The organism is Haemophilus sp. CCUG 60358 (assembly GCF_001679485.1).
Taxonomy (GTDB): Bacteria; Pseudomonadota; Gammaproteobacteria; order Enterobacterales; family Pasteurellaceae; genus Haemophilus_D.
On record NZ_LZOZ01000010.1, the window covers coordinates 1 to 20,737 of the forward strand.

Consider the following 20,737-nt stretch of genomic DNA (forward strand, 5'->3'; position numbering starts at 1 on the left):
TTTAGTCCAACTTTTGGGGTACAGATCAATTTTAACCGCACTTTTTGTTTTTGATTAATGTTGATCGCGTTCCCATAAATCAGCATACTTCACAAAGGTGGAGTGGGCCGAAAGTACCGCAAGCAGAAAACCTTGTTTTCCATCTAAGAAACCGGCTTTTAAAATGTACATTTTGACAAAGCACCCGATGGCATGGCTGACACCTAGCCATAACGTGGCTTTTTTCCCTTTGGCTTGGCGTTGGTCTGCCCAAGCTTTGGCATAACCCGCAGATTTCACCAAATAGTGATGAATGCTTTTATAAGTGAAATGCTCCAGATCTCCTGTTAATTTCTGTACTTTCGTGTTTTCAGGATAAACTACTTTTTCATGTACCAGAGAATCATTATATCCCGCATAATTTGTGCGATATAAACGCACCACATAATCTGGATACCAACCTGAATGACGAATTTCACGTCCAAATACTTCACTCACCCGAGGAATATCATAAACCGTATTTGGCGTATCTTGTTGAACCGCTTGTTGAATGGATTCACGCAGTTTCGGTGTGACGCGTTCATCGGCATCTAGCCACAAAACATAATCACTGGTGACATATTCTTGGGCTCTTTGACGTTGTTTGCCAAAACCTGGCCAATCAGAGTGCGAATAAAATTTTGCACCATATTGTTCCGCGATTTCTTGGGTGTTATCAGTACTGCCTGAATCGACAATAATGATTTCATCTACCCAATCTTTTACCGTATCGAGACATTGGGCAAGATCTGCCGCTTCATTTTTGACAATCATGGCAACGCTAATTGTTGGCATATTTTGATCCTTTTTTTGTTATACTAGCCGAAGTTTTTGTAAGTATAACCGAATTTATTTTATGTGGCGTTTTTTTTATACCGGCCTGATGTATCTGATTCAGCCTTTTGTGTTGTTCTTCATGTTGCTACGAAGTCTTAAGGCCCCTAATTATCGCAAGCGTTTAGGTGAGCGATATGGTATTTATGCGAATCTTGTTAAGCCTGCAAAAGATGGGATCGTCATTCATGCTGCATCGGTAGGGGAAGTGATCGCCGCTACGCCGCTAGTAAAACGTATTCAGAAAGACTATCCGCATTTACCAATCACATTTACAACGGTCACGCCAACAGGCTCTGAACGCGTAAAAGCTGCGTTCGGGGAAACTGTGACGCATTGTTATTTGCCCTACGATTTACCTTGTGTCATCAATCGTTTTATTGATTTTATTCAACCTAAAGTATTCATTGTCATTGAAACGGAACTTTGGCCAAATTTGATTGATTGTTTGGCTCGTCGAAATATTCCTTTCATTGTCGCCAATGCACGTCTTTCTGCACGTTCAGCGAGACGCTATGGCAAAGTCAAACAACATTTGCAGTATATGCTTTCTCAAATCAGCTTGATTGCGCCACAAGATAGTATCAGTGGAAAACGTTATTTAGAGTTAGGTTATGAGAAAGATCGTCTGCAATTAACCGGCAATATTAAATATGATCTTGTGGTCAGTGATGAATTACTCAAAGATATTGCAACACTTCATGAAAGCTGGGCGAAAGATCGTCAGATTTGGATTGCGGCGAGTACCCATGAAGGGGAAGAAGAACTCATTTTACAAGCGCATCATTTGTTACTGAAAAAACATCCAAACTTGCTGTTATTGCTAGTGCCTCGTCATCCAGAACGTTTTAATCCTGTGGCGGATTTAATTGAAAAAGCCAACTTTAACTTTATTCGTCGTTCAACGAGGGAGATTCCTTCAGAAAATACCCAAGTGATTCTTGGTGATACCATGGGCGAGTTGATGTTGATGTATGGTATTTCAGATATTGCGTTTGTAGGCGGAAGTTTGGTCAAACATGGGGGACATAACCCTCTAGAGCCTTTGGCGTTTAAATTACCCGTTGTGAGTGGAAAGCATACCTTCAATTTCCCTGAAGTCTTTACTTCGCTTTTAGAAGTGCAAGGTGTATTGCAAATCAACTCCACCGAAAAAGCATTGTCAGAGATTATTGATAAGTTATTGAATTCGAAAGGGGCGCGTCAACGTTTAGGCAATGCAGGCTACGAGGTATTAATCGAAAATCGTGGCGCATTACAGCGTCTTTTAGATTTGCTTCATCCTTATTTAACCCATATTTCGGAGAACAATAAATGACAAGCGTAATTTACCCTGGCACGTTTGACCCGATCACCAACGGGCATTTAGATATCATTGCGCGAAGTGCGGTCATTTTTCTGAAAGTTTTTGTCGCGGTGGCGAATAGTCCGAGCAAAAAGCCATTGTTCTCATTAGAAGAACGCGTTGAGCTTGTGCGTCAATCGGTCGCTCATTTACCCAATGTGGAAGTATTTGGATTCTCTGACTTACTCGCAAATGAAATCAAAGCGAAAAAGATTACCGCAATTATTCGTGGCGTACGCACAACGACGGACTTCGAATACGAATTACAATTGGCAGCGTTAAACCGTTTATTAACCGATGGTGTGGATAGTTTGTTTTTCCCACCAACAGAAAAATGGGCGTTTGTGTCTTCCACGATTGTACGAGAAATTTATTTGCACCATGGGGATGTGAAAGAACTGGTGCCGGAAGCCGTCTATTTAGCCTTAAAAGCACGTCATGAATGAAAAAAACACTTCTGATTTTAACCGCACTTTTAGCGTTAACTGGTTGTGGTACGGTGGTGAAATTAATTGATCCATCTGAGAAATACACACCTTATGCGGGTGCGGCTTATGATTTAGAGATGGCACAAAAATGGGGTTTACCTATTTTAGATTTGCCACTGTCATTTTTATTAGATACCGCATTGTTGCCTTATGCGTGGTCAAATTAATTTGCATTAAGATATGAAACTCAATCCTCAACAACAACAGGCTGTCGAATATGTCAGTGGGCCTTGCTTGGTGCTAGCTGGCGCAGGCTCTGGCAAAACTCGTGTGATCATCAATAAGATTGCTCATTTGATTGAACACTGCGGTTATTTACCTAAACAGATCGCCGCCGTAACCTTTACCAACAAAGCCGCTCGTGAAATGAAAGAGCGTGTTGCCCATTCCATTGGTAAAGAAAAATCCAAAGGATTGATTGTTTCCACTTTCCATACCTTAGGTTTCGACATTATCAAACGGGAATATAAAGCTTTAGGCTTTAAATCGAATATGACCTTGTTTGATGAGCACGATCAACTTGCCTTACTCAAAGAACTGACAGCAGATGTGCTCCAGGAAGATAAGGATTTATTGCGAGAATTAATCTCGGTTATTTCCAACTGGAAGAATGATTTGGTTTCACCAAAACAGGCTTATGCCTTAGCGAAAGATGCCAAATATCAAACCTTTGCAAAATGTTATGAGCGTTATGCGGCGCAAATCCGTGCTTATAATGCGTTGGATTTTGATGATTTGATTATGTTGCCAACCTTACTCTTCAAACAGAACGAAGAAGTGCGGTCAAAATGGCAGGAGAAAATCCGATATTTGTTGGTGGATGAATATCAAGATACCAATACCAGCCAATATGAGCTCATCAAACTACTCGTTGGCGAGAGAGCTTGTTTTACCGTAGTAGGCGATGATGACCAATCTATTTATTCTTGGCGAGGTGCTCGACCGCAAAATATGGTGCGCTTGCGTGATGATTTTCCGCGTTTGCAAGTTATTAAATTAGAACAAAATTACCGTTCCACTCATCGTATTTTGCATTGTGCCAACATTTTGATTGATAACAACGAGCACGTATTCGACAAAAAGCTTTTTTCCAACTTAGGCGAAGGTGAAAAACTGCAAGTCATTGAAGCGAAAAATGAAGAACATGAAGCCGAACGGATTGTAGCGGAATTGATTGCTCATCGCTTTAGTCGTAAAACCAAATTTAAGGATTATGCCATTTTATATCGCGGTAATCATCAATCCCGTCTATTGGAAAAAGTGCTGATGCAAAACCGCATTCCGTACAAAATTTCTGGCGGGACGTCTTTTTTCTCTCGTGCTGAAATTAAGGACATGATGGCCTACTTGCGTTTGGTGGTGAATCAAGACGATGATGCAGCCTTTTTGCGTATTGTGAATACACCGAAACGGGAAATTGGTACTGCAACATTGCAAAAACTAGGCGAGTTGGCACAGGAAAAACATATCAGCTTATTTGAGGCGATTTTTGAGTTTGAGCTCATGCAACATGTTACACCAAAAGCCTATGATGCATTGCAAAAATTTGGTCGTTGGATTGTGGAGTTGAATGATCAAAGTTTACGTTCCGATCCTGAAACGGCTGTGCGTTCGTTACTTTCTTCATTGCATTACGAAGAATATTTGTATGAATATGCCACCAGTCCGAAAGCTGCCGAAATGCAAAGTAAAAACGTGGCAACCTTGTTTAGCTGGGTAGAGGATATGCTCAAAGGCGATGAGGTGAATGAGCCGATGACTTTAAACCAAGTGGTCACTCGTTTAACTTTACGCGACATGATGGAACGCGGCGAAGACGATGACGAGAGTGATCAAGTGCAATTAATGACATTGCATGCCTCCAAAGGTTTAGAGTTCCTCCATGTGTATTTAATCGGTATGGAAGAGGGGATTTTGCCTCATCAAACCAGTATTGATGAAGATAATGTAGAGGAAGAGCGCCGTCTAGCCTATGTGGGCATTACTCGAGCACAACAAACGCTGACTTTTTCTCTTTGTCGTGAACGACGTCAGTTTGGCGAGTTAATTCGCCCAGAGCCGAGTCGTTTCTTGGCTGAGTTACCACAAGATGATGTGCAATGGGAAAAAGATAAGCCAAAATTAACGGTAGAACAGAAGCAACAACAAACTTCTAGTCAGCTCGATCGTCTGCGGGCAATTTTAAAAGGCTAGAGATGATTTACGTTAAAGTGCGGTGGGAAATTTATTTGTTTTTTCAACCGCACTTTATTTATGCAAAATGTAGATAAATCAAGCAACCAAAACGGCTTTTACAAAAAATGATTTGACTTATTTTCAAAAAAACGTATTATACCGCCCACAAACCGATTGTGGTGAGATGGCCGAGTAGGCTGAAGGCGCTCCCCTGCTAAGGGAGTATGGGGTCAAAAACTCCATCGAGGGTTCGAATCCCTCTCTCACCGCCATTTGTTTTTAGTTTTATTATTCTGCACCCGTAGCTCAGCTGGATAGAGTACTCGGCTACGAACCGAGCGGTCAGAGGTTCGAATCCTCTCGGGTGCGCCATTTTAAATCGACTCTATCAGTTAAAATGGTCACGAAGAATAAAACATCACTACGCACCCGTAGCTCAGCTGGATAGAGTACTCGGCTACGAACCGAGCGGTCAAAGGTTCGAATCCTTTCGGGTGCGCCATCTTCTCTCTTCAAACTTTCTTTTTATCAAAAACAATTAACGCTTTATTTGATCATTTTTCGCGATCATCAACGGTTTTTAATAAATAATTTCCTTGTACGTCTGTGACACTTCTAAAACCGACATTTGTGATTTTATAAGGAAAATTTGTCTTGTATTCGACGTTATCGTGGTGATGACCATGGAAAACGTGTCTTACCCCTAATTTTTCTGCGAGTTGATTAATCACACGAAATCCCATTGGATGGGGTTTCGGTGCTTCATGGCAAATCAGAATATCGGCTTGCTCGTTTTCAATGGCTTCAATATCAGAAGGGAAAATAGACGTGCGATGACGCAATGGTACACCGCCACGCCAAATTTTTTCTTGCGGACTATATTGGCAATAATGGATAGGGTCAAAAGACATCGGTTTATTGGGTGGCATCCAGATTTGTCCACGGAATACGCCACCTAAGCCGGCAATGCGTTGTCCTTGAATTTCAACAACACGATTATGCAAATTACGCGATTTCCAATGTGTCCCCCAAATCGCCTCAAATGCGGCAACGGTTTTGCTATCATGATTGCCATGAATAAACCAAATATCACAATATTTTGCGAGTTTATCTAATTCATCAGGCGAAGAAAGTTGCAAGTCACCCAAAATAATCAGGGCAACGTTGTCATTTTCTTGCACGAAAGGATAAAGATGTTCATAACTTCCGTGCGGATCGCCTGCGAATAAAATCATTTTATTTCTCGTTGGTCAATGTGCGTTTAGTATGCTGTAAACCTTCAAGTTCTTCATCATTTAACACTTTTTCCACAACAGATTTGACCTGGTTATAACGATCTAAATAACTTGGCGATTCAATTTCAATGTAAGGCACTTTGTATTTATCCAACAATTTCTTCAATAACTGTTGAAATTGTTGACGTTGTTTTTGGCTGCCTAGACTACGTAAGCCATCATCCACCCATTTTGTATTGTTTTTCAATAAAATGGTGACATCAAATGGGTATTCTTTGATCATGGAATCGAGGAATGGATGGGCTTTACCTTCGTATTGAATACAAAAAGCTTGCGTGGTAATGAAATCAGTATCAATAATCGCGACTTTATGGGCATGACGCACCGCATAATCAATATAGCGTTGGTGGCCTAATGCCATTTGTGGATAGTCAGAATATTGCATGGCTTGCTCATCGCCACCTAATTTTTCAAAGACATATTCCCGACCATATTCCCATGCAGAAGTGGTATTGAATACGGCAGCCAGTTTGCTGACTAACACACTTTTACCGCTGCTTTCACCACCCAAAATGGCAATGGTTTTTGCAAAGAATGGACGGACTTCTTTCGGAATGAATTTCCAATATTGGAAAGGTGTAGTGCGAATTTTCGTCGCAGATACATTAAAGAAAGAGCGGTCAGGATCCACTAAAGAAACTTCGAGTCCTAAGTATTTTTCGTATGGTGCTTTGTCTTGTGGCTCACTACTAAATACCATTGTCGGGGTAAATTGTTTTTCTTCAAATAGATTTTTTACTGCGTCACTCCAAGCTTGCCAACCATTTGGGTAACTTGGAATGCCATCTTCAACTAAGTGATGAATAAAAATGTGATCGTTTTGATATTTAAAGATTTGTTGCATCCAGCGAAGACGATCTTGTACTGTCGGCATACGTTTCATTTTACTATCATAGAACAGCTTTAAATCGCGTTCGGTATCGCTACAGACAATCACGTGAAGCTCATCCACTTTACTGAATGCTTCATAAATCATATTAATATGGCCGGTGTGAACAGGGTAGAATTTCCCGAAAATTACACCCACTTTTTTATCGTGTTTGTTCGACATAATGCATCCTTCGCTAAATGGCCACTACGAGGTGGCTGAATAGTCCTATTTTATGCAATCTTTGTGCAAATAAAAACATTTTTCATTGAATGATTTTTTACAGTGACATTTTACGTTATACTACGACCTGCATTCTCAGGGCAGGGTGAAATTCCCTACCGGTGGTGACAGCCCACGAGCACTTAAAAGTGCGGTCAATTTTGATTGCGTTTTACAAAATTGTTTCGCTTTGTACTTTTAAGGTTAGCAGATTTGGTGAAATTCCAAAGCCGACAGTATAGTCTGGATGAAAGAGAATAAAACGGATTGGGTTCCCAATTCCGTTCTATTTATTTGCATTTCTCAGCCCTGATTCTGGTTAATTTTAACGTAACAACAAAGGAAATTACGATGAATCAGTCAATTTTATCTGCATTTGGTGCGACCGGCGAAGAACGGGTAATTAACGCATTGAATGCATTCAAACAAGGTAATGGCGTATTAGTATTGGATGATGAAGATCGCGAAAATGAAGGCGATTTAATCTTCCCAGCAGAAACCATTACGCCAGAACAAATGGCAAAACTTATTCGCTATGGCAGTGGTATCGTGTGTTTATGTATTACCGATGAACAATGTAAACAGCTTGATTTGCCACCAATGGTTGAACACAACAATAGCGTGAATAAAACCGCGTTTACCGTGACGATTGAAGCGGCAGAAGGTGTGTCAACCGGTGTATCGGCGCAAGATCGCGTCACCACAATCAAAGCGGCAATTGCAGATCATGCAAAACCGACAGATCTTCACCGTCCAGGACATGTTTTCCCATTACGTGCCGCAGAAGGCGGTGTTTTGGCACGTCGTGGTCATACTGAAGCCTCAGTTGATTTAGCACGTTTAAGTGGTTTTAAACCGGCAGGTGTCATTTGTGAAATTACGAATGATGATGGCTCTATGGCTCGTGCTGCAGAAATTATCGAATTTGCGAAAAAATTTGGTTATGCGGTGTTAACAATTGAAGATTTAGTGGCATATCGTCAAAAACATCATTGTTAATTAAATACTCAGAAAACAAAAGTGCGGTCAGAAAATCTTTTAAATTCTGACCGCACTTTGCGTTTTAGGCTTAATTGGTTTCCACAAAGCTTAATGCCGTTTCGACCACTTCGATTCTTGCACCTTGCTTAAAGGCATTTTCACTTAAATAGCGTCGCCATTGTCTTGCCCCTTTGCAGTTTTGGAATGCACCGAGCATATGTCGAACGATATGATTTAAATAAACACCTTGGCTTAGTTGTTTTTCAATATAAGGGAACATGGCTTCCACCGCTTGTCTTGGTGTGACGATATCCGCATTGGCATCAAAAAGCATTTGATCAACATAGCCCAACAATGACGGATTTTGATAAGCCTCACGCCCAACCATCACGCCATCCACAAATTGTAAATGATGTTTCATTTCTTCGATGGTTTTAATGCCGCCATTAATAGCAATGGTTAACTGTGGGAAATCTTTCTTTAATTGATAAACACGATCATAATCCAAAGGGGGAATCTCTCGATTCTCTTTTGGGCTTAATCCTGAAAGCCAAGCTTTTCGAGCATGAACAATAAATTCTTGGCAGCCTGCATGATGGACTTTTTCGATAAAGTCGCAGAGAAATTCATAGCTATCCAAATCATCAATGCCAATACGCGTTTTCACGGTGACAGGAATATTCACGACACTTTGCATTTTTGCAATACATTCTGCTACTAAATCCGCTTTTGCCATCAAGCAAGCACCAAACATACCGTTTTGCACGCGGTCGGAAGGGCAACCGACATTGAGATTAATTTCATGATAGCCTCTTTCTTCCGCTAATTTCGCACAATGTTTAAGCTGTGCGGGATCGCTTCCACCAAGTTGTAGGGCAACCGGATTTTCTTGCAAATTAAAATCTAAATGATCGTATTTAGCATGAATAATGGCGGGTGCTGTGACCATTTCGGTATAAAGCAACGCATTTTTACTAAATTGACGATGAAAATAGCGACAATGGCGCGTCGTCCAATCTAACATCGGCGCAACGGAAAAGCGGCCACGATAAAAGTGCGGTTGGTTTTCTGACATATTTTATTTCTCTTGAATCTCGTTACGGCGAAGATCTTCTGCTTGTTGTTCCTGCATTCGTTGGCGGAAACGTCCAGCCGCAAAGTGGTAAAAAGGTTTCGGACTAAATTGGCGCGAAATTATGGAGGCAATGATACTGGAAATCAAGAGCCAAATCAGCACAGGTTGAGCCCCCGTCATTTCCATCACAACCACACTCGCTGTCACGGGCGATTGTGTGCCGCCGGCTAAAAAGGCTGCCATACATAAAATGACCAAGAAACGTTGATCGACCATGCCGTTGCTGATTTCCCATAACATGGTACCGATACCCGCGCCAGTAGTGAGAGATGGTGTAAAAATTCCGCCCGCGATGCCATTCCAATAAGTCGTAACCGTTGCGAAGAGTTTTAGTATCCCCACTTCAGGTGAAACGAGCTGTCCTTCTAACGCTCTGGCGACAACGTCATAACCTGTTCCATAGGTTTGTCCTTCGCTGTAGGTGCCCAGAGCAGCAAGTACTAAACCGAGTAATAAGGCAATGTAAATAGGGTGTTTACGGATCCAATCACACCATTGGATTGGAGAAAGTCCCGCGAGTCCTTTGGCAAGGAGTCGCCCAAATATGCCACCCAGTACACCGCAGACGACGCCACAAATGGCAAGCCAAAGATATAAATAAGGAATAGAGGTCGCACCTTTATAGACAGGAAAGTAAGGGCTATTGCCTTGAATCGCCACTAAAATAAAACCGGCCGCTAACACACCGAGCAATACGCGTCTTTCCCAGCGTAACATCACGCCACGACCAAGTTCTTCAATGGCAAAAATGACTCCTGCCAAAGGCGCATTAAATGCAGCAGCAAGACCACCTGCTGCACCGGTTGCGATGAGTTCATTCGTACTTAATCCGCGGAAAGCAAAGTTGTATTTACGACAGAAATTTCCCCACGCGAGCATGACAGCCGCACCCACTTGAACAGAAGGCCCTTCACGTCCAACAGAAGCGCCTATCGCCATGGCAAGGAAAGTAAGCGGGATTTTCCAAATGGTTTGACGAAATTCAACCAGTTTTGTTTTATAGCCACTGTAAGGAAGATTGATGGAGGCAATTACTTGTGGAATACCGCTACCACCGACATAAGGTGTGTATTTGGCGGTAAACCAGGTAAGAAATGCAAGACCAAGTGGCAAGACGATCCAAACGGCGAGAGGGTATTTGGCAGACCAATAGGCGTTAAATTCAAGTCCCATGTCAGCGAGTTTTGCAAATCCAAAGGAAAAAAGCGCAACAAATGTCGCACCAATTAGTAAACATACAAACTCTAGGGTTTTATGAGAGATACGATGGGTTTGTCGAAGTTTTTTATGGTAGAAATAACGTAAGTGAAAAATGAATGAACGTAACATAATGATTGCCAACAAACTAATTCTGCTTGAAATTATAAAACCCTAGTTTCAGGCAGGCAATGGATTTGGAAAAGTGCGGTCAGTTTAGTGTCGATTTTTTATCAAGCGATCCTTTGCGATCCTATTTCTGTTTAAATATTGACAATGTGAGGTGAAACCATTAAAATTCAGCGTCTATTTCTTCTGTCTATTGGATGGAGAGATAGATTTTGTAACAAACATTCTATTATGAATAACATTTAAACTGGAGCTTTTTTAATGGCAACTATCAACCAGCTAGTACGCAAACCGCGTGTGAAAAAGGTTGTAAAAAGTAACGTTCCTGCATTAGAGGCTTGCCCGCAGAAACGTGGTGTGTGCACTCGTGTATACACAACTACACCTAAAAAACCGAACTCAGCATTACGTAAAGTATGTCGTATTCGTTTAACTAATGGCTTTGAAGTAACTTCTTACATCGGCGGCGAAGGTCACAACCTTCAAGAGCACAGTGTTGTGCTTATCCGTGGTGGTCGTGTTAAAGACTTACCGGGTGTTCGTTACCACACTGTTCGCGGCGCATTAGACTGTGCAGGCGTTAAAGATCGTAAACAAGGTCGTTCTAAATACGGCGTTAAACGTCCTAAAGCTTAATGGAACTCCGTTAAGTAAGGCCAAACGTCTAAATTAGTAAAAATTTAAATCAGAAACTCCAGTATCACATTAGCTCACTTTAAAGTGCGGTTAATTTTTATAGAGTTTTGGATATCCTGAAGATTAAATATACGGAGAAATTCGCAATGCCACGTCGTCGTAGTGTTGAACCACGCAAGATTCTTCCAGATCCGAAGTTCGGTTCAGAGTTACTTGCAAAATTTATTAATGTATTAATGGTAGACGGTAAAAAATCCGTTGCTGAAACCATCGTTTACGGTGCGTTAGACAAACTTGCAGAACGCACAGGTAAAGAACCTTTAGAAGCATTTGAAATTGCACTTGAAAACGTTCGCCCAACTGTTGAGGTTAAATCTCGTCGTGTTGGTGGTTCTACTTACCAAGTGCCAGTTGAAGTACGTCCAGTTCGTCGTAACGCATTAGGTATGCGTTGGATCGTTGAAGCTGCACGTAAACGCGGTGATAAATCAATGGCTTTACGTCTTGCAAATGAATTATCTGATGCATCAGATAACAAAGGCGCAGCTGTGAAAAAACGTGAAGACGTTCACCGTATGGCTGAAGCTAATAAAGCATTTGCTCACTTCCGTTGGTAATACGCTTTTAAAATTTAAGGGCTTCATCCTCGATGAAGCCTTACCCTTATATAAACAGATATTAAACTTAACAAGGTTATAATAATGGCTCGTACAACCCCTATTGAAAGATATCGTAATATCGGTATTAGTGCGCACATTGATGCTGGTAAAACTACTACCACTGAACGTATCTTATTCTACACCGGTGTAAGTCACAAAATTGGTGAAGTACACGATGGTGCAGCAACAATGGACTGGATGGAACAGGAACAAGAACGTGGTATTACCATTACCTCTGCGGCAACTACCGCATTCTGGTCAGGTATGTCACAACAATTCCCACAACACCGTATCAACGTTATCGATACCCCAGGACACGTAGACTTTACTGTTGAAGTAGAACGTTCTATGCGTGTTCTTGATGGTGCGGTAATGGTTTACTGTGCGGTTGGTGGTGTTCAACCTCAGTCTGAAACTGTATGGCGTCAAGCTAACAAATATCAAGTTCCACGTATTGCGTTCGTAAACAAAATGGACCGTACTGGTGCTAACTTCTTACGTGTTGTTGATCAACTTAAAACTCGTTTAGGTGCGAACGCTGTTCCTCTTCAACTTCCAATCGGTGCAGAAGAAAACTTCACTGGTGTTGTTGACTTGATTAAAATGAAAGCGATCAACTGGAACGAAGCTGACCAAGGTATGACCTTCACTTATGAAGATATTCCAGCAGATATGCAAGCAGCGTGTGAAGAATGGCGTCAAAACCTTGTTGATGCAGCAGCTGAAGCAACTGAAGAATTAATGGAAAAATATCTTGGTGGTGAAGAGTTAAGCGAAGAAGAAATTAAAGCAGGTCTTCGTCAACGCGTATTAGCAAACGAAATCATCTTGGTAACTTGTGGTTCTGCATTCAAAAACAAAGGTGTTCAAGCAATGCTTGATGCAGTTGTTGAATACTTACCAGCACCAACTGATATTCCAGCAATCAAAGGTATCAACCCAGATGAAACTGAAGGTGAACGTCACGCAAGCGATGATGAGCCGTTCTCTTCATTAGCATTCAAAATTGCAACTGACCCATTCGTAGGTAACTTAACTTTCTTCCGTGTGTACTCAGGTGTAATTAATTCTGGTGATACAGTATTAAACTCAGTACGTCAAAAACGTGAACGTTTTGGTCGTATCGTACAGATGCACGCTAACAAACGTGAAGAAATCAAAGAAGTTCGTGCGGGCGATATCGCTGCAGCAATCGGCTTAAAAGATGTAACAACGGGTGATACATTATGTGCTATCGATGCACCAATCATCCTTGAGCGTATGGAATTCCCAGAGCCAGTAATCTCTGTAGCAGTAGAACCTAAAACTAAAGCTGACCAAGAAAAAATGGGTCTTGCATTAGGTCGTCTTGCTCAAGAAGACCCTTCATTCCGTGTACACACTGATGAAGAATCTGGTGAAACCATTATTTCTGGTATGGGTGAGTTACACTTAGACATCATCGTTGACCGTATGAAACGTGAGTTTAAAGTGGAAGCTAACATCGGTAAACCACAAGTATCTTACCGTGAAACTATCCGCACTCGTGTTAACGATGTGGAAGGTAAACACGCAAAACAATCTGGTGGTCGCGGTCAATATGGTCACGTTGTTATCGACTTATATCCATTAGATCCAGAAGGCCCTGGTTATGAATTTGTAAACGAAATCAAAGGTGGTGTAATCCCTGGTGAATACATTCCTGCGGTTGATAAAGGTATCCAAGAACAGCTTAAATCTGGTCCGTTAGCAGGTTACCCAGTAGTAGATCTTGGTGTACGTTTACACTTCGGTTCATACCATGATGTTGACTCATCAGAATTAGCGTTTAAATTAGCGGCTTCTTTAGCATTTAAAGCAGCGTTTGCTAAAGCAAACCCAGTTCTACTTGAGCCAATCATGAAAGTTGAAGTAGAAACTCCACCTGAGTATGTGGGTGATGTAATCGGTGACTTAAGCCGTCGTCGTGCTATGGTTAACGGTCAAGAAGCGAACGAGTTCGTTGTTAAAATCGATGCAGAAGTTCCACTTTCTGAGATGTTCGGTTATGCAACAGACTTACGTTCACAAACTCAAGGTCGTGCATCATACTCAATGGAACCGTTAAAATATGCTGAAGCGCCAACAAGTGTTGCTGCTGCAGTAATTGAAGCGCGTAAAAAATAATTTTTTGTAACAATCCGCTCTATAAGTCGAATGGCTTATAGAGCATTTTCTAGGAAACTAAACAAATGTCTAAAGAAAAATTTGAACGTACAAAACCGCACGTAAACGTGGGTACAATCGGCCACGTTGACCACGGTAAAACAACTTTAACAGCAGCAATCACAACCGTATTAGCAAAACACTACGGTGGTGCAGCTCGTGCATTCGACCAAATCGATAACGCGCCAGAAGAAAAAGCGCGTGGTATCACCATCAACACATCACACGTTGAATACGATACTCCAACTCGTCACTACGCACACGTTGACTGCCCAGGACACGCGGACTATGTTAAAAACATGATTACCGGTGCGGCGCAAATGGACGGTGCAATCTTAGTAGTAGCAGCGACAGATGGTCCAATGCCACAAACTCGTGAGCACATCTTATTAGGTCGTCAAGTAGGTGTACCTTACATCATCGTATTCTTAAACAAATGCGACATGGTAGATGACGAAGAGTTATTAGAATTAGTAGAAATGGAAGTTCGTGAACTTCTTTCTCAATATGATTTCCCAGGTGACGATACTCCAATCGTACGTGGTTCAGCATTACAAGCATTAAACGGTGTTGCAGAATGGGAAGAAAAAATCCTTGAGTTAGCAAACCACTTAGATACTTATATTCCTGAGCCAGAGCGTGCAATTGACCAACCGTTCCTTCTTCCAATCGAAGACGTGTTCTCAATTTCAGGTCGTGGTACAGTAGTAACAGGTCGTGTTGAGCGTGGTATTATCCGCACTGGTGATGAAGTTGAAATCGTTGGTATCAAACCAACAGCGAAAACAACTGTAACTGGTGTTGAAATGTTCCGTAAATTACTTGACGAAGGTCGTGCAGGTGAAAACATTGGTGCATTATTACGTGGTACCAAACGTGAAGAAATCGAACGTGGTCAAGTGTTAGCGAAACCAGGTTCAATCACTCCACACACTGATTTCGAATCAGAAGTTTACGTATTATCAAAAGATGAAGGTGGTCGTCACACTCCATTCTTCAAAGGTTACCGTCCACAGTTCTATTTCCGTACAACTGACGTAACTGGTACAATCGAGTTACCAGAAGGCGTGGAAATGGTAATGCCTGGCGATAACATCAAAATGACAGTAAGCTTAATCCACCCAATCGCGATGGACCAAGGTTTACGTTTCGCAATCCGTGAAGGTGGCCGTACAGTAGGTGCTGGTGTTGTTGCGAAAATCATCAAATAATTGATGTATTAACTGTAACAAGTTAGATAAAGAAGGCGTATCGAAAGATACGCCTTTTTGTTTTTTATCAATGAATGTCGTTTTTCTGATAGAAAGTGCGGTCAAAATCCTGTTGTTTTGGTATGATACAGATTCATTTTTTATACGGGTGTTTTTATGCAACAACTTCCATTTAAAGCCGTTGTTTCTGATCTTGACGGTACATTACTCAATGCTAATCATGTAATTGGTGATTTCACAATTGAGATATTAAATAAATTAGAACAAAAAGGTGTTGATATTATTTTAGCGACAGGCCGTAATCACACGGATGTTTCTTCTATTTTAGGTAAGATTGGAGCGGAGCATGCTGTAATGATCACTTCTAATGGCGCGAGAGTACGTGACCTAAAAGGTAACCTTATTTATAGCAATAGTCTTCCAGAAGAAATCGTACTTGAGTTGTATAAAATCCCTTTTGATCGTACCAAGATTTGTATCAATACTTATCAAGATGATGGTTGGTTTATCAATATAGATGTGCCTGAATTAGCAAAATATCACAAGGATTCAGGTTTCATGTATGAGGTGGTTGATTTCACAAAACATCACGGAAGAGGAACTGAAAAAGTATTTTTTATTGCTCGTGACCCGAAAGATCTTGTAGAACTGGAAGATTATCTTAGAACACATTTTGGTGATAAAGCTACGATTGTTTATTCCGCTGTGACTTGCTTAGAGGTCATGAACAAAAATGTATCTAAAGGTGATGCACTAGCTCACCTATTAGAAAATAGAAATTATGGATTAAAAGATTGTATTGCTTTTGGTGATGGTCAGAATGATGTTGAAATGCTTTCTTTGGCTGGTAAAGGTTATGTAATGGCAAATGCTGATCCTCGTCTAAAAGAAGCTTGCCCTGAATTGGAAGAGATCGGATTCAATAAAGACGAAGCAGTGGCCAAACATTTAGCCTCACTTTTTGGTATTAAATAGATGTTTCAGTCAATTTTTCTGGTTAGTGCAGGTGCAGCGATCGGAGCCTCTTTACGCTGGGGATTAGGTCTATGGCTTAATTCCCTGTTTAGTTCACTTGCATTTGGTACACTTGTGGCGAACTTTATTGGCTGTTTTTTGATGGGTATTTTAGTGGCCGCCTTTTGGTTATTTCCTCAATTTAGCCCTGAATGGCGATTATTCTTAGTAACTGGATTTCTTGGTGCTCTCACCACCTTTTCTTCTTTTTCAGGCGAAGTAATAGAACTCTTTTTTAAAGAAGAGTGGGTAAATGGATTGTTCGTTTTAGTGAGCCATTTAGTTGGTTGTTTAATTTTTACAGTATTAGGGATTTATTTCTTTAGGCTCATCAGTCTTCTATTCCATTTCCGATAAAATCGCTAAATTCTTCAGAATAAAATCCATGAGAGAGCATATACTGCCAAATTTTTTGTTTGCTTTTGATTGGTTGAGGTTCTGCATAATTAGGAAACTTTTTGTGTAGAACCTTTTCTGCTATTTCAATCCAATTAATTTCACTTTCTGCGAGAACTTCATTGATTGCATCTGAAGATACACCTTTCAGTTGACGTAATTCTTGTTTGATACGATTTGCACCATACCCACGTTGCGAACGTGCGTGTAAATAATTTTCAGCAAATCGCTTATCATTTTGCCAGTTTTTTTTCTGACAGTAAGCAATCGTTTCATCGATCTCATCTTCTGTAAATGCTTTTTCCTGCATTTTATTGCGTAGTTCAAATTCACTATATTCACGTCGAGCAAGTAAATTAACGACATAGCTCAAAGCAAGAGAAGACATAGAAATTCCTTTTAGGTGAAATACGGTTGAAATGAAAAGTGCGGTCAATTTTGACCGCACTTTTAGTGATTAGAAATCGCTTTCTGCGTCATCGTTAGATTGTTCAATGTCCGCCATTAATGCCTGTTCTGGATTGGCTACTAATTCAGCACGAAGCTTCGCTTCAAGTTCATCAGATTTAGCAGGGTTTTCGTTTAACCATTTCATTGCGTTAGCTTTACCTTGACCAATCTTTTCACCGTTGTATGCATACCATGCACCAGATTTCTCAACTAGTTTGTGTTTAACACCGAGCTCAATTAATTCGCCAGCTTTCGAAATACCTTCTCCGTAAAGAATTTGGAAATCAACTTGGCGGAAAGGTGCGGCTAATTTGTTTTTGACTACTTTAACACGAGTTTCGTTACCAATAACCTCATCTCCATCTTTAACTGAACCAGTACGACGGATATCTAAACGAACAGAAGAGTAGAATTTTAGCGCGTTACCACCAGTTGTGGTTTCTGGGTTACCAAACATGACACCAATTTTCATACGAATTTGGTTAATGAAGATAACGAGACAGTTTGCATTTTTGATTTGACCAGTTAATTTACGTAGTGCTTGAGACATTAAACGCGCCTGTAAACCCATATGTGAATCCCCCATTTCGCCTTCAATTTCAGCTTTCGGGGTAAGTGCAGCAACTGAGTCCACGATGACCACATCTACAGCACCAGAACGAACTAAGGCATCACAAATTTCAAGTGCTTGTTCCCCGTTATCTGGCTGGGAGACTAAGAGCTCTTTAACATCAACGCCAAGTTTTGCTGCATAAATAGGATCAAGTGCATGCTCCGCATCGATAAACGCACAGGTTTTACCTACTTTTTGTGCTTGAGCGATAACAGATAAAGTTAAAGTTGTTTTACCAGAAGATTCAGGTCCAAAAATTTCAACAATACGACCCATTGGTAAACCACCAATACCAAGGGCAACATCAAGACCTAAAGAACCAGTTGAAACAGATTCTACATCAAGGGCTTGAGTATCGCCCAATTTCATAATTGAGCCTTTACCGAATTGCTTTTCAATTTGACCAAGTGCTGCGGCGAGCGCTTTTTGCTTTTCTTCTTGAGTTGCCATATAAAACCTTCTTAAACAGAGTTATCTAAATTTGGCTAGATTATATCTGTATTGATGTACAGTATCAAGAGAAAATTTTTTCCTTGACAAAAAAATGTGAAGCAGATTCCAAACTTGATAAATAGTTTATTTAAAATCAACTTCTTAAGTATTTTTTTAGATCTTGAATTTGTGCTGAGAGAATTTTTTCACCCAGTTCATATACAGTTCTTATTTTGGTTTCATCTCGTTCTAATCGACCTATATTGAGTGATACATTTGGACGAATCACAAAGATTTTATTTTGTTTTTCTAAACGAATAATTTCTTCTACTTGTTCATTATAAGTGCGGTAGCGATTTTCTAAGGTTTTAACTAAATATGGATATTTGTGATAAAAAAGTTTGAATAAAAAAGAAGATGATCTTGTTTTACGGTAGTCGATCGGTTGAGTTAAAACAACGATGATTTTATCACAACCAAGCTCTTGTGCTTTTTCAAATGGAATACTATCAGCAATTCCACCGTCTAAATATTTTTGTCCATCAATTTTCACAAATTGTGAGACAAAAGGCATGGCTGAAGTTGCTCTGAAGTATTCCATCTCTTTGAAAACATCTTTGATTTTGAAATACTCCGCTTTACCATTCTCAATGTTTGTGGCGGCTAAATAGAAATCAATGTGAGATTTCTCGAATTCATTTTGATCAAAAGGGTCGAGATTAAAAGGGAGATCATAGAAAGCGAAATCTTTATTGATAATATTGCCCGTTGTAAAAAGGCTATGAAATCCCATGTAACGTTTATCTTTAAGATATTTTAGGTTATATCTCAACGCTCTTTCTTTTTGGTTGGATGCATAATTTATGCCAAATAATGCACCTGCAGAGATGCCAATAATTTTATTTATTTGAATGTTTTGTTCCATCAGTGCATCAAGGACACCTGCGGTAAACATACCTCTCATGCCGCCGCCCTCAAGAACGAGTCCTACAGTCATTTTTACTCCTGAATTTTAAAACTTTTAAAAGATTAAATATTAAACTATAAACTTATTTTTTCTTATCTAGTTGTTTATCAATAAATAAATTTTGCATTTGCGATCTTTCTCACAAAATTGAAATTTTATATTCGTCACACTTAACAGGTTATGATATAAATATTTTTGAGAAGTACTTCTTGGTATAGTCGTATGTGATTAACCTTGAAATAAGGAGGAGTTTTAAAATGAAAACTCTCATAATCCCAAATGATCATATCAGTAAAGTATGTGATTTGTTAAATCAACTTATCGGAGATGTGACAAGTAAAAATTTATTTACGGGATATGGCTTGTATCATAAAGAGAAAGATATGTTTGCGGTTTGGGCAAACAATAAGGTTTACTTACGTGCTAAGGATGAGCTTTCGATAAAATTAAAAGGACTTGGCTGTAAACCTTTTGCAACAAATGAACTCAATAAACGCTTCGTATTATCTGATTATTATGCTTTAACTGAAAGTATCTTGAAAGATAATGTTTTAATGAGAACCTTGATCATTCTTTCTATTAGTCAAATCAGGAAGGAAAAATTAGATTCTGCACTATCTAAGATTGGGAGAATTCGTGATTTACCGAATTTATCGGTTAAGTATGAAAGAGCTCTGAAGAAAGTGGGTATTGATAATGTTGATACCTTACGGCAAATAGGCGCTGAAAATGCGATTGTTCGTTTGAAGAAAGCGGATATTGGGGCAACTGAAGCTTTCTATTGGCGGCTTCGAGGTGCTTTAGAGAATCGTAATTGTGAGTTTTATACTGAAAAAGAGAAGGAAAGAGGTCTTAGTAAACTTAATGAAATACTTTCTGCAAATGGGTTTAGACGTTGTAAGCGGACCTTAAAAAAGGTTGAATAGCATTCATATAAAGGAGTTAACGTTTAAAAAATCATCTATCGAAGAAATTTCTTAAAAAAGTGCTTGCGTGGATTTCAAAAATCCCTATAATGCACCCCACACAACGACGCGCTGTTGTGAATCTTAAGAAAAACCGGTGCGTCGTTATTTTTTGCTCTTTAACAATATATCAGACAATCTGTGTGGGCACTTGTTGATTGACTTGTTTTAAAAATATTTTTTAATTTTGAAGTCTTAATAGGTGCTAACTAGAAATTCATAATACTTTTTTAAGTAGTGACATTTTATGTCAGCAGTATTGAGCGATTAAACTTGAATTGAAGAGTTTGATCATGGCTCAGATTGAACGCTGGCGGCAGGCTTAACACATGCAAGTCGAACGGTAACATAAAGAAGCTTGCTTCTTTGATGACGAGTGGCGGACGGGTGAGTAATGCTTGGGAATCTAGCTTATGGAGGGGGATAACTACGGGAAACTGTAGCTAATACCGCGTAATATCGAAAGATTAAAGTGTGGGACCTTCGGGCCACATGCCATAGGATGAGCCCAAGTGGGATTAGG

20 protein-coding genes, 3 tRNA genes, 1 rRNA gene and 1 riboswitch are annotated in these 20,737 nt (G+C 40.1%); of the genes, 16 read left to right on the forward strand and 8 right to left on the reverse strand.

Annotation, left to right across the window (positions count from 1 at the left end; translation table 11 throughout):
• Window positions 1-54: 54 nt before the first annotated feature.
• Window positions 55-813: a glycosyltransferase family 2 protein gene (locus A9500_RS04115; protein ID WP_065244018.1), complete on the reverse strand. Its 759-nt coding sequence runs from the start codon at window positions 811-813 to the stop codon at window positions 55-57.
• A gap of 61 nt (window positions 814-874) precedes the next feature.
• Here A9500_RS04115 and waaA point away from each other — a divergent pair, with 61 nt between their 5' ends.
• The 7 genes from waaA to A9500_RS04150 all read left to right on the forward strand — a co-directional run bounded on the left by waaA (window position 875) and on the right by A9500_RS04150 (window position 5,362).
• On the forward strand, window positions 875-2,170 hold the full coding sequence (gene waaA, locus A9500_RS04120) for a lipid IV(A) 3-deoxy-D-manno-octulosonic acid transferase (RefSeq protein ID WP_065244019.1): 1,296 nt from the start codon (window positions 875-877) through the stop codon (window positions 2,168-2,170).
• Window positions 2,167-2,643 (forward strand): pantetheine-phosphate adenylyltransferase, encoded by a 477-nt coding sequence (gene coaD, locus A9500_RS04125; protein ID WP_065244020.1) that lies wholly within the window; start codon window positions 2,167-2,169, stop codon window positions 2,641-2,643. The genes waaA and coaD overlap by 4 nt, the downstream gene beginning before the upstream one ends.
• Entirely contained in the window at window positions 2,640-2,852 is a 213-nt protein-coding gene (locus A9500_RS04130) for a lipoprotein (RefSeq protein ID WP_005694824.1), read from the forward strand. Before coaD ends, A9500_RS04130 begins: the two co-directional genes overlap by 4 nt.
• Before the next feature lie 13 nt (window positions 2,853-2,865).
• Window positions 2,866-4,878, forward strand: a complete 2,013-nt coding sequence (gene rep / locus A9500_RS04135; protein WP_065244021.1) for a DNA helicase Rep — start codon at window positions 2,866-2,868, stop codon at window positions 4,876-4,878.
• Between the two features lie 160 nt (window positions 4,879-5,038).
• Window positions 5,039-5,132: transfer RNA gene (locus tag A9500_RS04140), tRNA-Ser, on the forward strand.
• A gap of 23 nt (window positions 5,133-5,155) precedes the next feature.
• Window positions 5,156-5,232, forward strand: a tRNA-Arg gene (locus A9500_RS04145).
• Window positions 5,233-5,285: 53 nt separating this feature from the next.
• A tRNA-Arg gene (locus A9500_RS04150) sits at window positions 5,286-5,362 on the forward strand.
• Window positions 5,363-5,414: 52 nt separating this feature from the next.
• On the opposite strand, the gene A9500_RS04155 is transcribed toward A9500_RS04150, so the two are convergent.
• Both A9500_RS04155 and nadR read right to left on the reverse strand, forming a co-directional pair.
• On the reverse strand, window positions 5,415-6,095 hold the full coding sequence (locus A9500_RS04155) for a metallophosphoesterase (protein WP_065244022.1): 681 nt from the start codon (window positions 6,093-6,095) through the stop codon (window positions 5,415-5,417).
• Between the two features lies 1 nt (window position 6,096).
• Window positions 6,097-7,206, reverse strand: coding sequence for a multifunctional transcriptional regulator/nicotinamide-nucleotide adenylyltransferase/ribosylnicotinamide kinase NadR (nadR, locus tag A9500_RS04160; protein WP_083180295.1), 1,110 nt, complete (start codon window positions 7,204-7,206; stop codon window positions 6,097-6,099).
• A 127-nt stretch (window positions 7,207-7,333) separates the two neighbouring features.
• Window positions 7,334-7,508: riboswitch (FMN riboswitch) on the forward strand.
• 88 nt (window positions 7,509-7,596) lie between these two features.
• Between nadR and ribB the strand changes: the two genes are divergently transcribed.
• Window positions 7,597-8,244 (forward strand): 3,4-dihydroxy-2-butanone-4-phosphate synthase, encoded by a 648-nt coding sequence (gene ribB, locus A9500_RS04165; protein ID WP_065244023.1) that lies wholly within the window; start codon window positions 7,597-7,599, stop codon window positions 8,242-8,244.
• A gap of 70 nt (window positions 8,245-8,314) precedes the next feature.
• Here ribB and dusA read toward each other — a convergent pair whose 3' ends face one another.
• A complete protein-coding gene (gene dusA, locus A9500_RS04170; RefSeq protein ID WP_065244024.1) occupies window positions 8,315-9,301 on the reverse strand; it encodes a tRNA dihydrouridine(20/20a) synthase DusA in 987 nt (328 codons plus the stop codon).
• A gap of 3 nt (window positions 9,302-9,304) precedes the next feature.
• Window positions 9,305-10,690, reverse strand: a complete 1,386-nt coding sequence (locus A9500_RS04175; protein WP_065244025.1) for a chloride channel protein — start codon at window positions 10,688-10,690, stop codon at window positions 9,305-9,307.
• Window positions 10,691-10,948: 258 nt separating this feature from the next.
• On the opposite strand from A9500_RS04175, the gene rpsL reads away from it, so the two are divergent.
• From rpsL to crcB, 6 genes are all read left to right on the forward strand, one after another.
• A complete protein-coding gene (gene rpsL / locus A9500_RS04180; RefSeq protein ID WP_005543325.1) occupies window positions 10,949-11,323 on the forward strand; it encodes a 30S ribosomal protein S12 in 375 nt (124 codons plus the stop codon).
• Between the two features lie 146 nt (window positions 11,324-11,469).
• A complete protein-coding gene (gene rpsG, locus A9500_RS04185; RefSeq protein ID WP_005699184.1) occupies window positions 11,470-11,940 on the forward strand; it encodes a 30S ribosomal protein S7 in 471 nt (156 codons plus the stop codon).
• 84 nt (window positions 11,941-12,024) lie between these two features.
• Window positions 12,025-14,127 (forward strand): elongation factor G, encoded by a 2,103-nt coding sequence (fusA, locus tag A9500_RS04190; protein ID WP_054420178.1) that lies wholly within the window; start codon window positions 12,025-12,027, stop codon window positions 14,125-14,127.
• A 65-nt stretch (window positions 14,128-14,192) separates the two neighbouring features.
• Complete coding sequence (gene tuf, locus A9500_RS04195) at window positions 14,193-15,377, forward strand: elongation factor Tu (protein ID WP_005635637.1); 1,185 nt, start codon at window positions 14,193-14,195, stop codon at window positions 15,375-15,377.
• Between the two features lie 156 nt (window positions 15,378-15,533).
• Window positions 15,534-16,352, forward strand: a complete 819-nt coding sequence (locus A9500_RS04200) for a Cof-type HAD-IIB family hydrolase (RefSeq protein ID WP_065244026.1) — start codon at window positions 15,534-15,536, stop codon at window positions 16,350-16,352.
• Window positions 16,353-16,748 carry a fluoride efflux transporter CrcB gene (crcB, locus tag A9500_RS04205; RefSeq protein ID WP_065244027.1) on the forward strand — a complete coding sequence of 132 codons (396 nt, stop codon included), beginning with the start codon at window positions 16,353-16,355 and terminating at the stop codon, window positions 16,746-16,748.
• On the opposite strand, the gene recX is transcribed toward crcB, so the two are convergent.
• The 3 genes from recX to A9500_RS04220 form a co-directional block, all read right to left on the reverse strand.
• Window positions 16,723-17,175 carry a recombination regulator RecX gene (recX, locus tag A9500_RS04210; protein WP_065244028.1) on the reverse strand — a complete coding sequence of 151 codons (453 nt, stop codon included), beginning with the start codon at window positions 17,173-17,175 and terminating at the stop codon, window positions 16,723-16,725. The two genes, crcB and recX, sit on opposite strands and share 26 nt — an antisense overlap.
• 69 nt (window positions 17,176-17,244) lie before the next feature.
• Window positions 17,245-18,300, reverse strand: a complete 1,056-nt coding sequence (recA, locus tag A9500_RS04215; protein WP_049369596.1) for a recombinase RecA — start codon at window positions 18,298-18,300, stop codon at window positions 17,245-17,247.
• Window positions 18,301-18,436: 136 nt separating this feature from the next.
• Window positions 18,437-19,279, reverse strand: a complete 843-nt coding sequence (locus A9500_RS04220) for a patatin family protein (protein ID WP_065244029.1) — start codon at window positions 19,277-19,279, stop codon at window positions 18,437-18,439.
• 227 nt (window positions 19,280-19,506) lie between these two features.
• Between A9500_RS04220 and A9500_RS04225 the strand changes: the two genes are divergently transcribed.
• Together A9500_RS04225 and A9500_RS04230 are read left to right on the forward strand one after the other, a co-directional pair.
• Complete coding sequence (locus A9500_RS04225) at window positions 19,507-20,175, forward strand: TfoX/Sxy family DNA transformation protein (RefSeq protein WP_083180297.1); 669 nt, start codon at window positions 19,507-19,509, stop codon at window positions 20,173-20,175.
• A gap of 314 nt (window positions 20,176-20,489) precedes the next feature.
• Window positions 20,490-20,737: ribosomal RNA gene (locus A9500_RS04230) — 16S ribosomal RNA — on the forward strand; the annotation flags it as partial.

Coding starts and splice junctions, on each gene's coding strand:
- A9500_RS04175 (WP_065244025.1), bottom strand. CDS start 10,690: ATGTTACGTTCATTCATTTTTCACTTACGTTATTTCTACCATAAAAAA.
- rpsG (WP_005699184.1), top strand. CDS start 11,470: ATGCCACGTCGTCGTAGTGTTGAACCACGCAAGATTCTTCCAGATCCG.
- recX (WP_065244028.1), bottom strand. CDS start 17,175: ATGTCTTCTCTTGCTTTGAGCTATGTCGTTAATTTACTTGCTCGACGT.
- A9500_RS04200 (WP_065244026.1), top strand. CDS start 15,534: ATGCAACAACTTCCATTTAAAGCCGTTGTTTCTGATCTTGACGGTACA.
- waaA (WP_065244019.1), top strand. CDS start 875: ATGTGGCGTTTTTTTTATACCGGCCTGATGTATCTGATTCAGCCTTTT.
- A9500_RS04155 (WP_065244022.1), bottom strand. CDS start 6,095: ATGATTTTATTCGCAGGCGATCCGCACGGAAGTTATGAACATCTTTAT.
- crcB (WP_065244027.1), top strand. CDS start 16,353: ATGTTTCAGTCAATTTTTCTGGTTAGTGCAGGTGCAGCGATCGGAGCC.
- A9500_RS04220 (WP_065244029.1), bottom strand. CDS start 19,279: ATGACTGTAGGACTCGTTCTTGAGGGCGGCGGCATGAGAGGTATGTTT.
- A9500_RS04130 (WP_005694824.1), top strand. CDS start 2,640: ATGAAAAAAACACTTCTGATTTTAACCGCACTTTTAGCGTTAACTGGT.
- dusA (WP_065244024.1), bottom strand. CDS start 9,301: ATGTCAGAAAACCAACCGCACTTTTATCGTGGCCGCTTTTCCGTTGCG.
- fusA (WP_054420178.1), top strand. CDS start 12,025: ATGGCTCGTACAACCCCTATTGAAAGATATCGTAATATCGGTATTAGT.
- A9500_RS04225 (WP_083180297.1), top strand. CDS start 19,507: ATGAAAACTCTCATAATCCCAAATGATCATATCAGTAAAGTATGTGAT.
- coaD (WP_065244020.1), top strand. CDS start 2,167: ATGACAAGCGTAATTTACCCTGGCACGTTTGACCCGATCACCAACGGG.
- rep (WP_065244021.1), top strand. CDS start 2,866: ATGAAACTCAATCCTCAACAACAACAGGCTGTCGAATATGTCAGTGGG.
- nadR (WP_083180295.1), bottom strand. CDS start 7,206: ATGTCGAACAAACACGATAAAAAAGTGGGTGTAATTTTCGGGAAATTC.
- tuf (WP_005635637.1), top strand. CDS start 14,193: ATGTCTAAAGAAAAATTTGAACGTACAAAACCGCACGTAAACGTGGGT.
- A9500_RS04115 (WP_065244018.1), bottom strand. CDS start 813: ATGCCAACAATTAGCGTTGCCATGATTGTCAAAAATGAAGCGGCAGAT.
- rpsL (WP_005543325.1), top strand. CDS start 10,949: ATGGCAACTATCAACCAGCTAGTACGCAAACCGCGTGTGAAAAAGGTT.
- recA (WP_049369596.1), bottom strand. CDS start 18,300: ATGGCAACTCAAGAAGAAAAGCAAAAAGCGCTCGCCGCAGCACTTGGT.
- ribB (WP_065244023.1), top strand. CDS start 7,597: ATGAATCAGTCAATTTTATCTGCATTTGGTGCGACCGGCGAAGAACGG.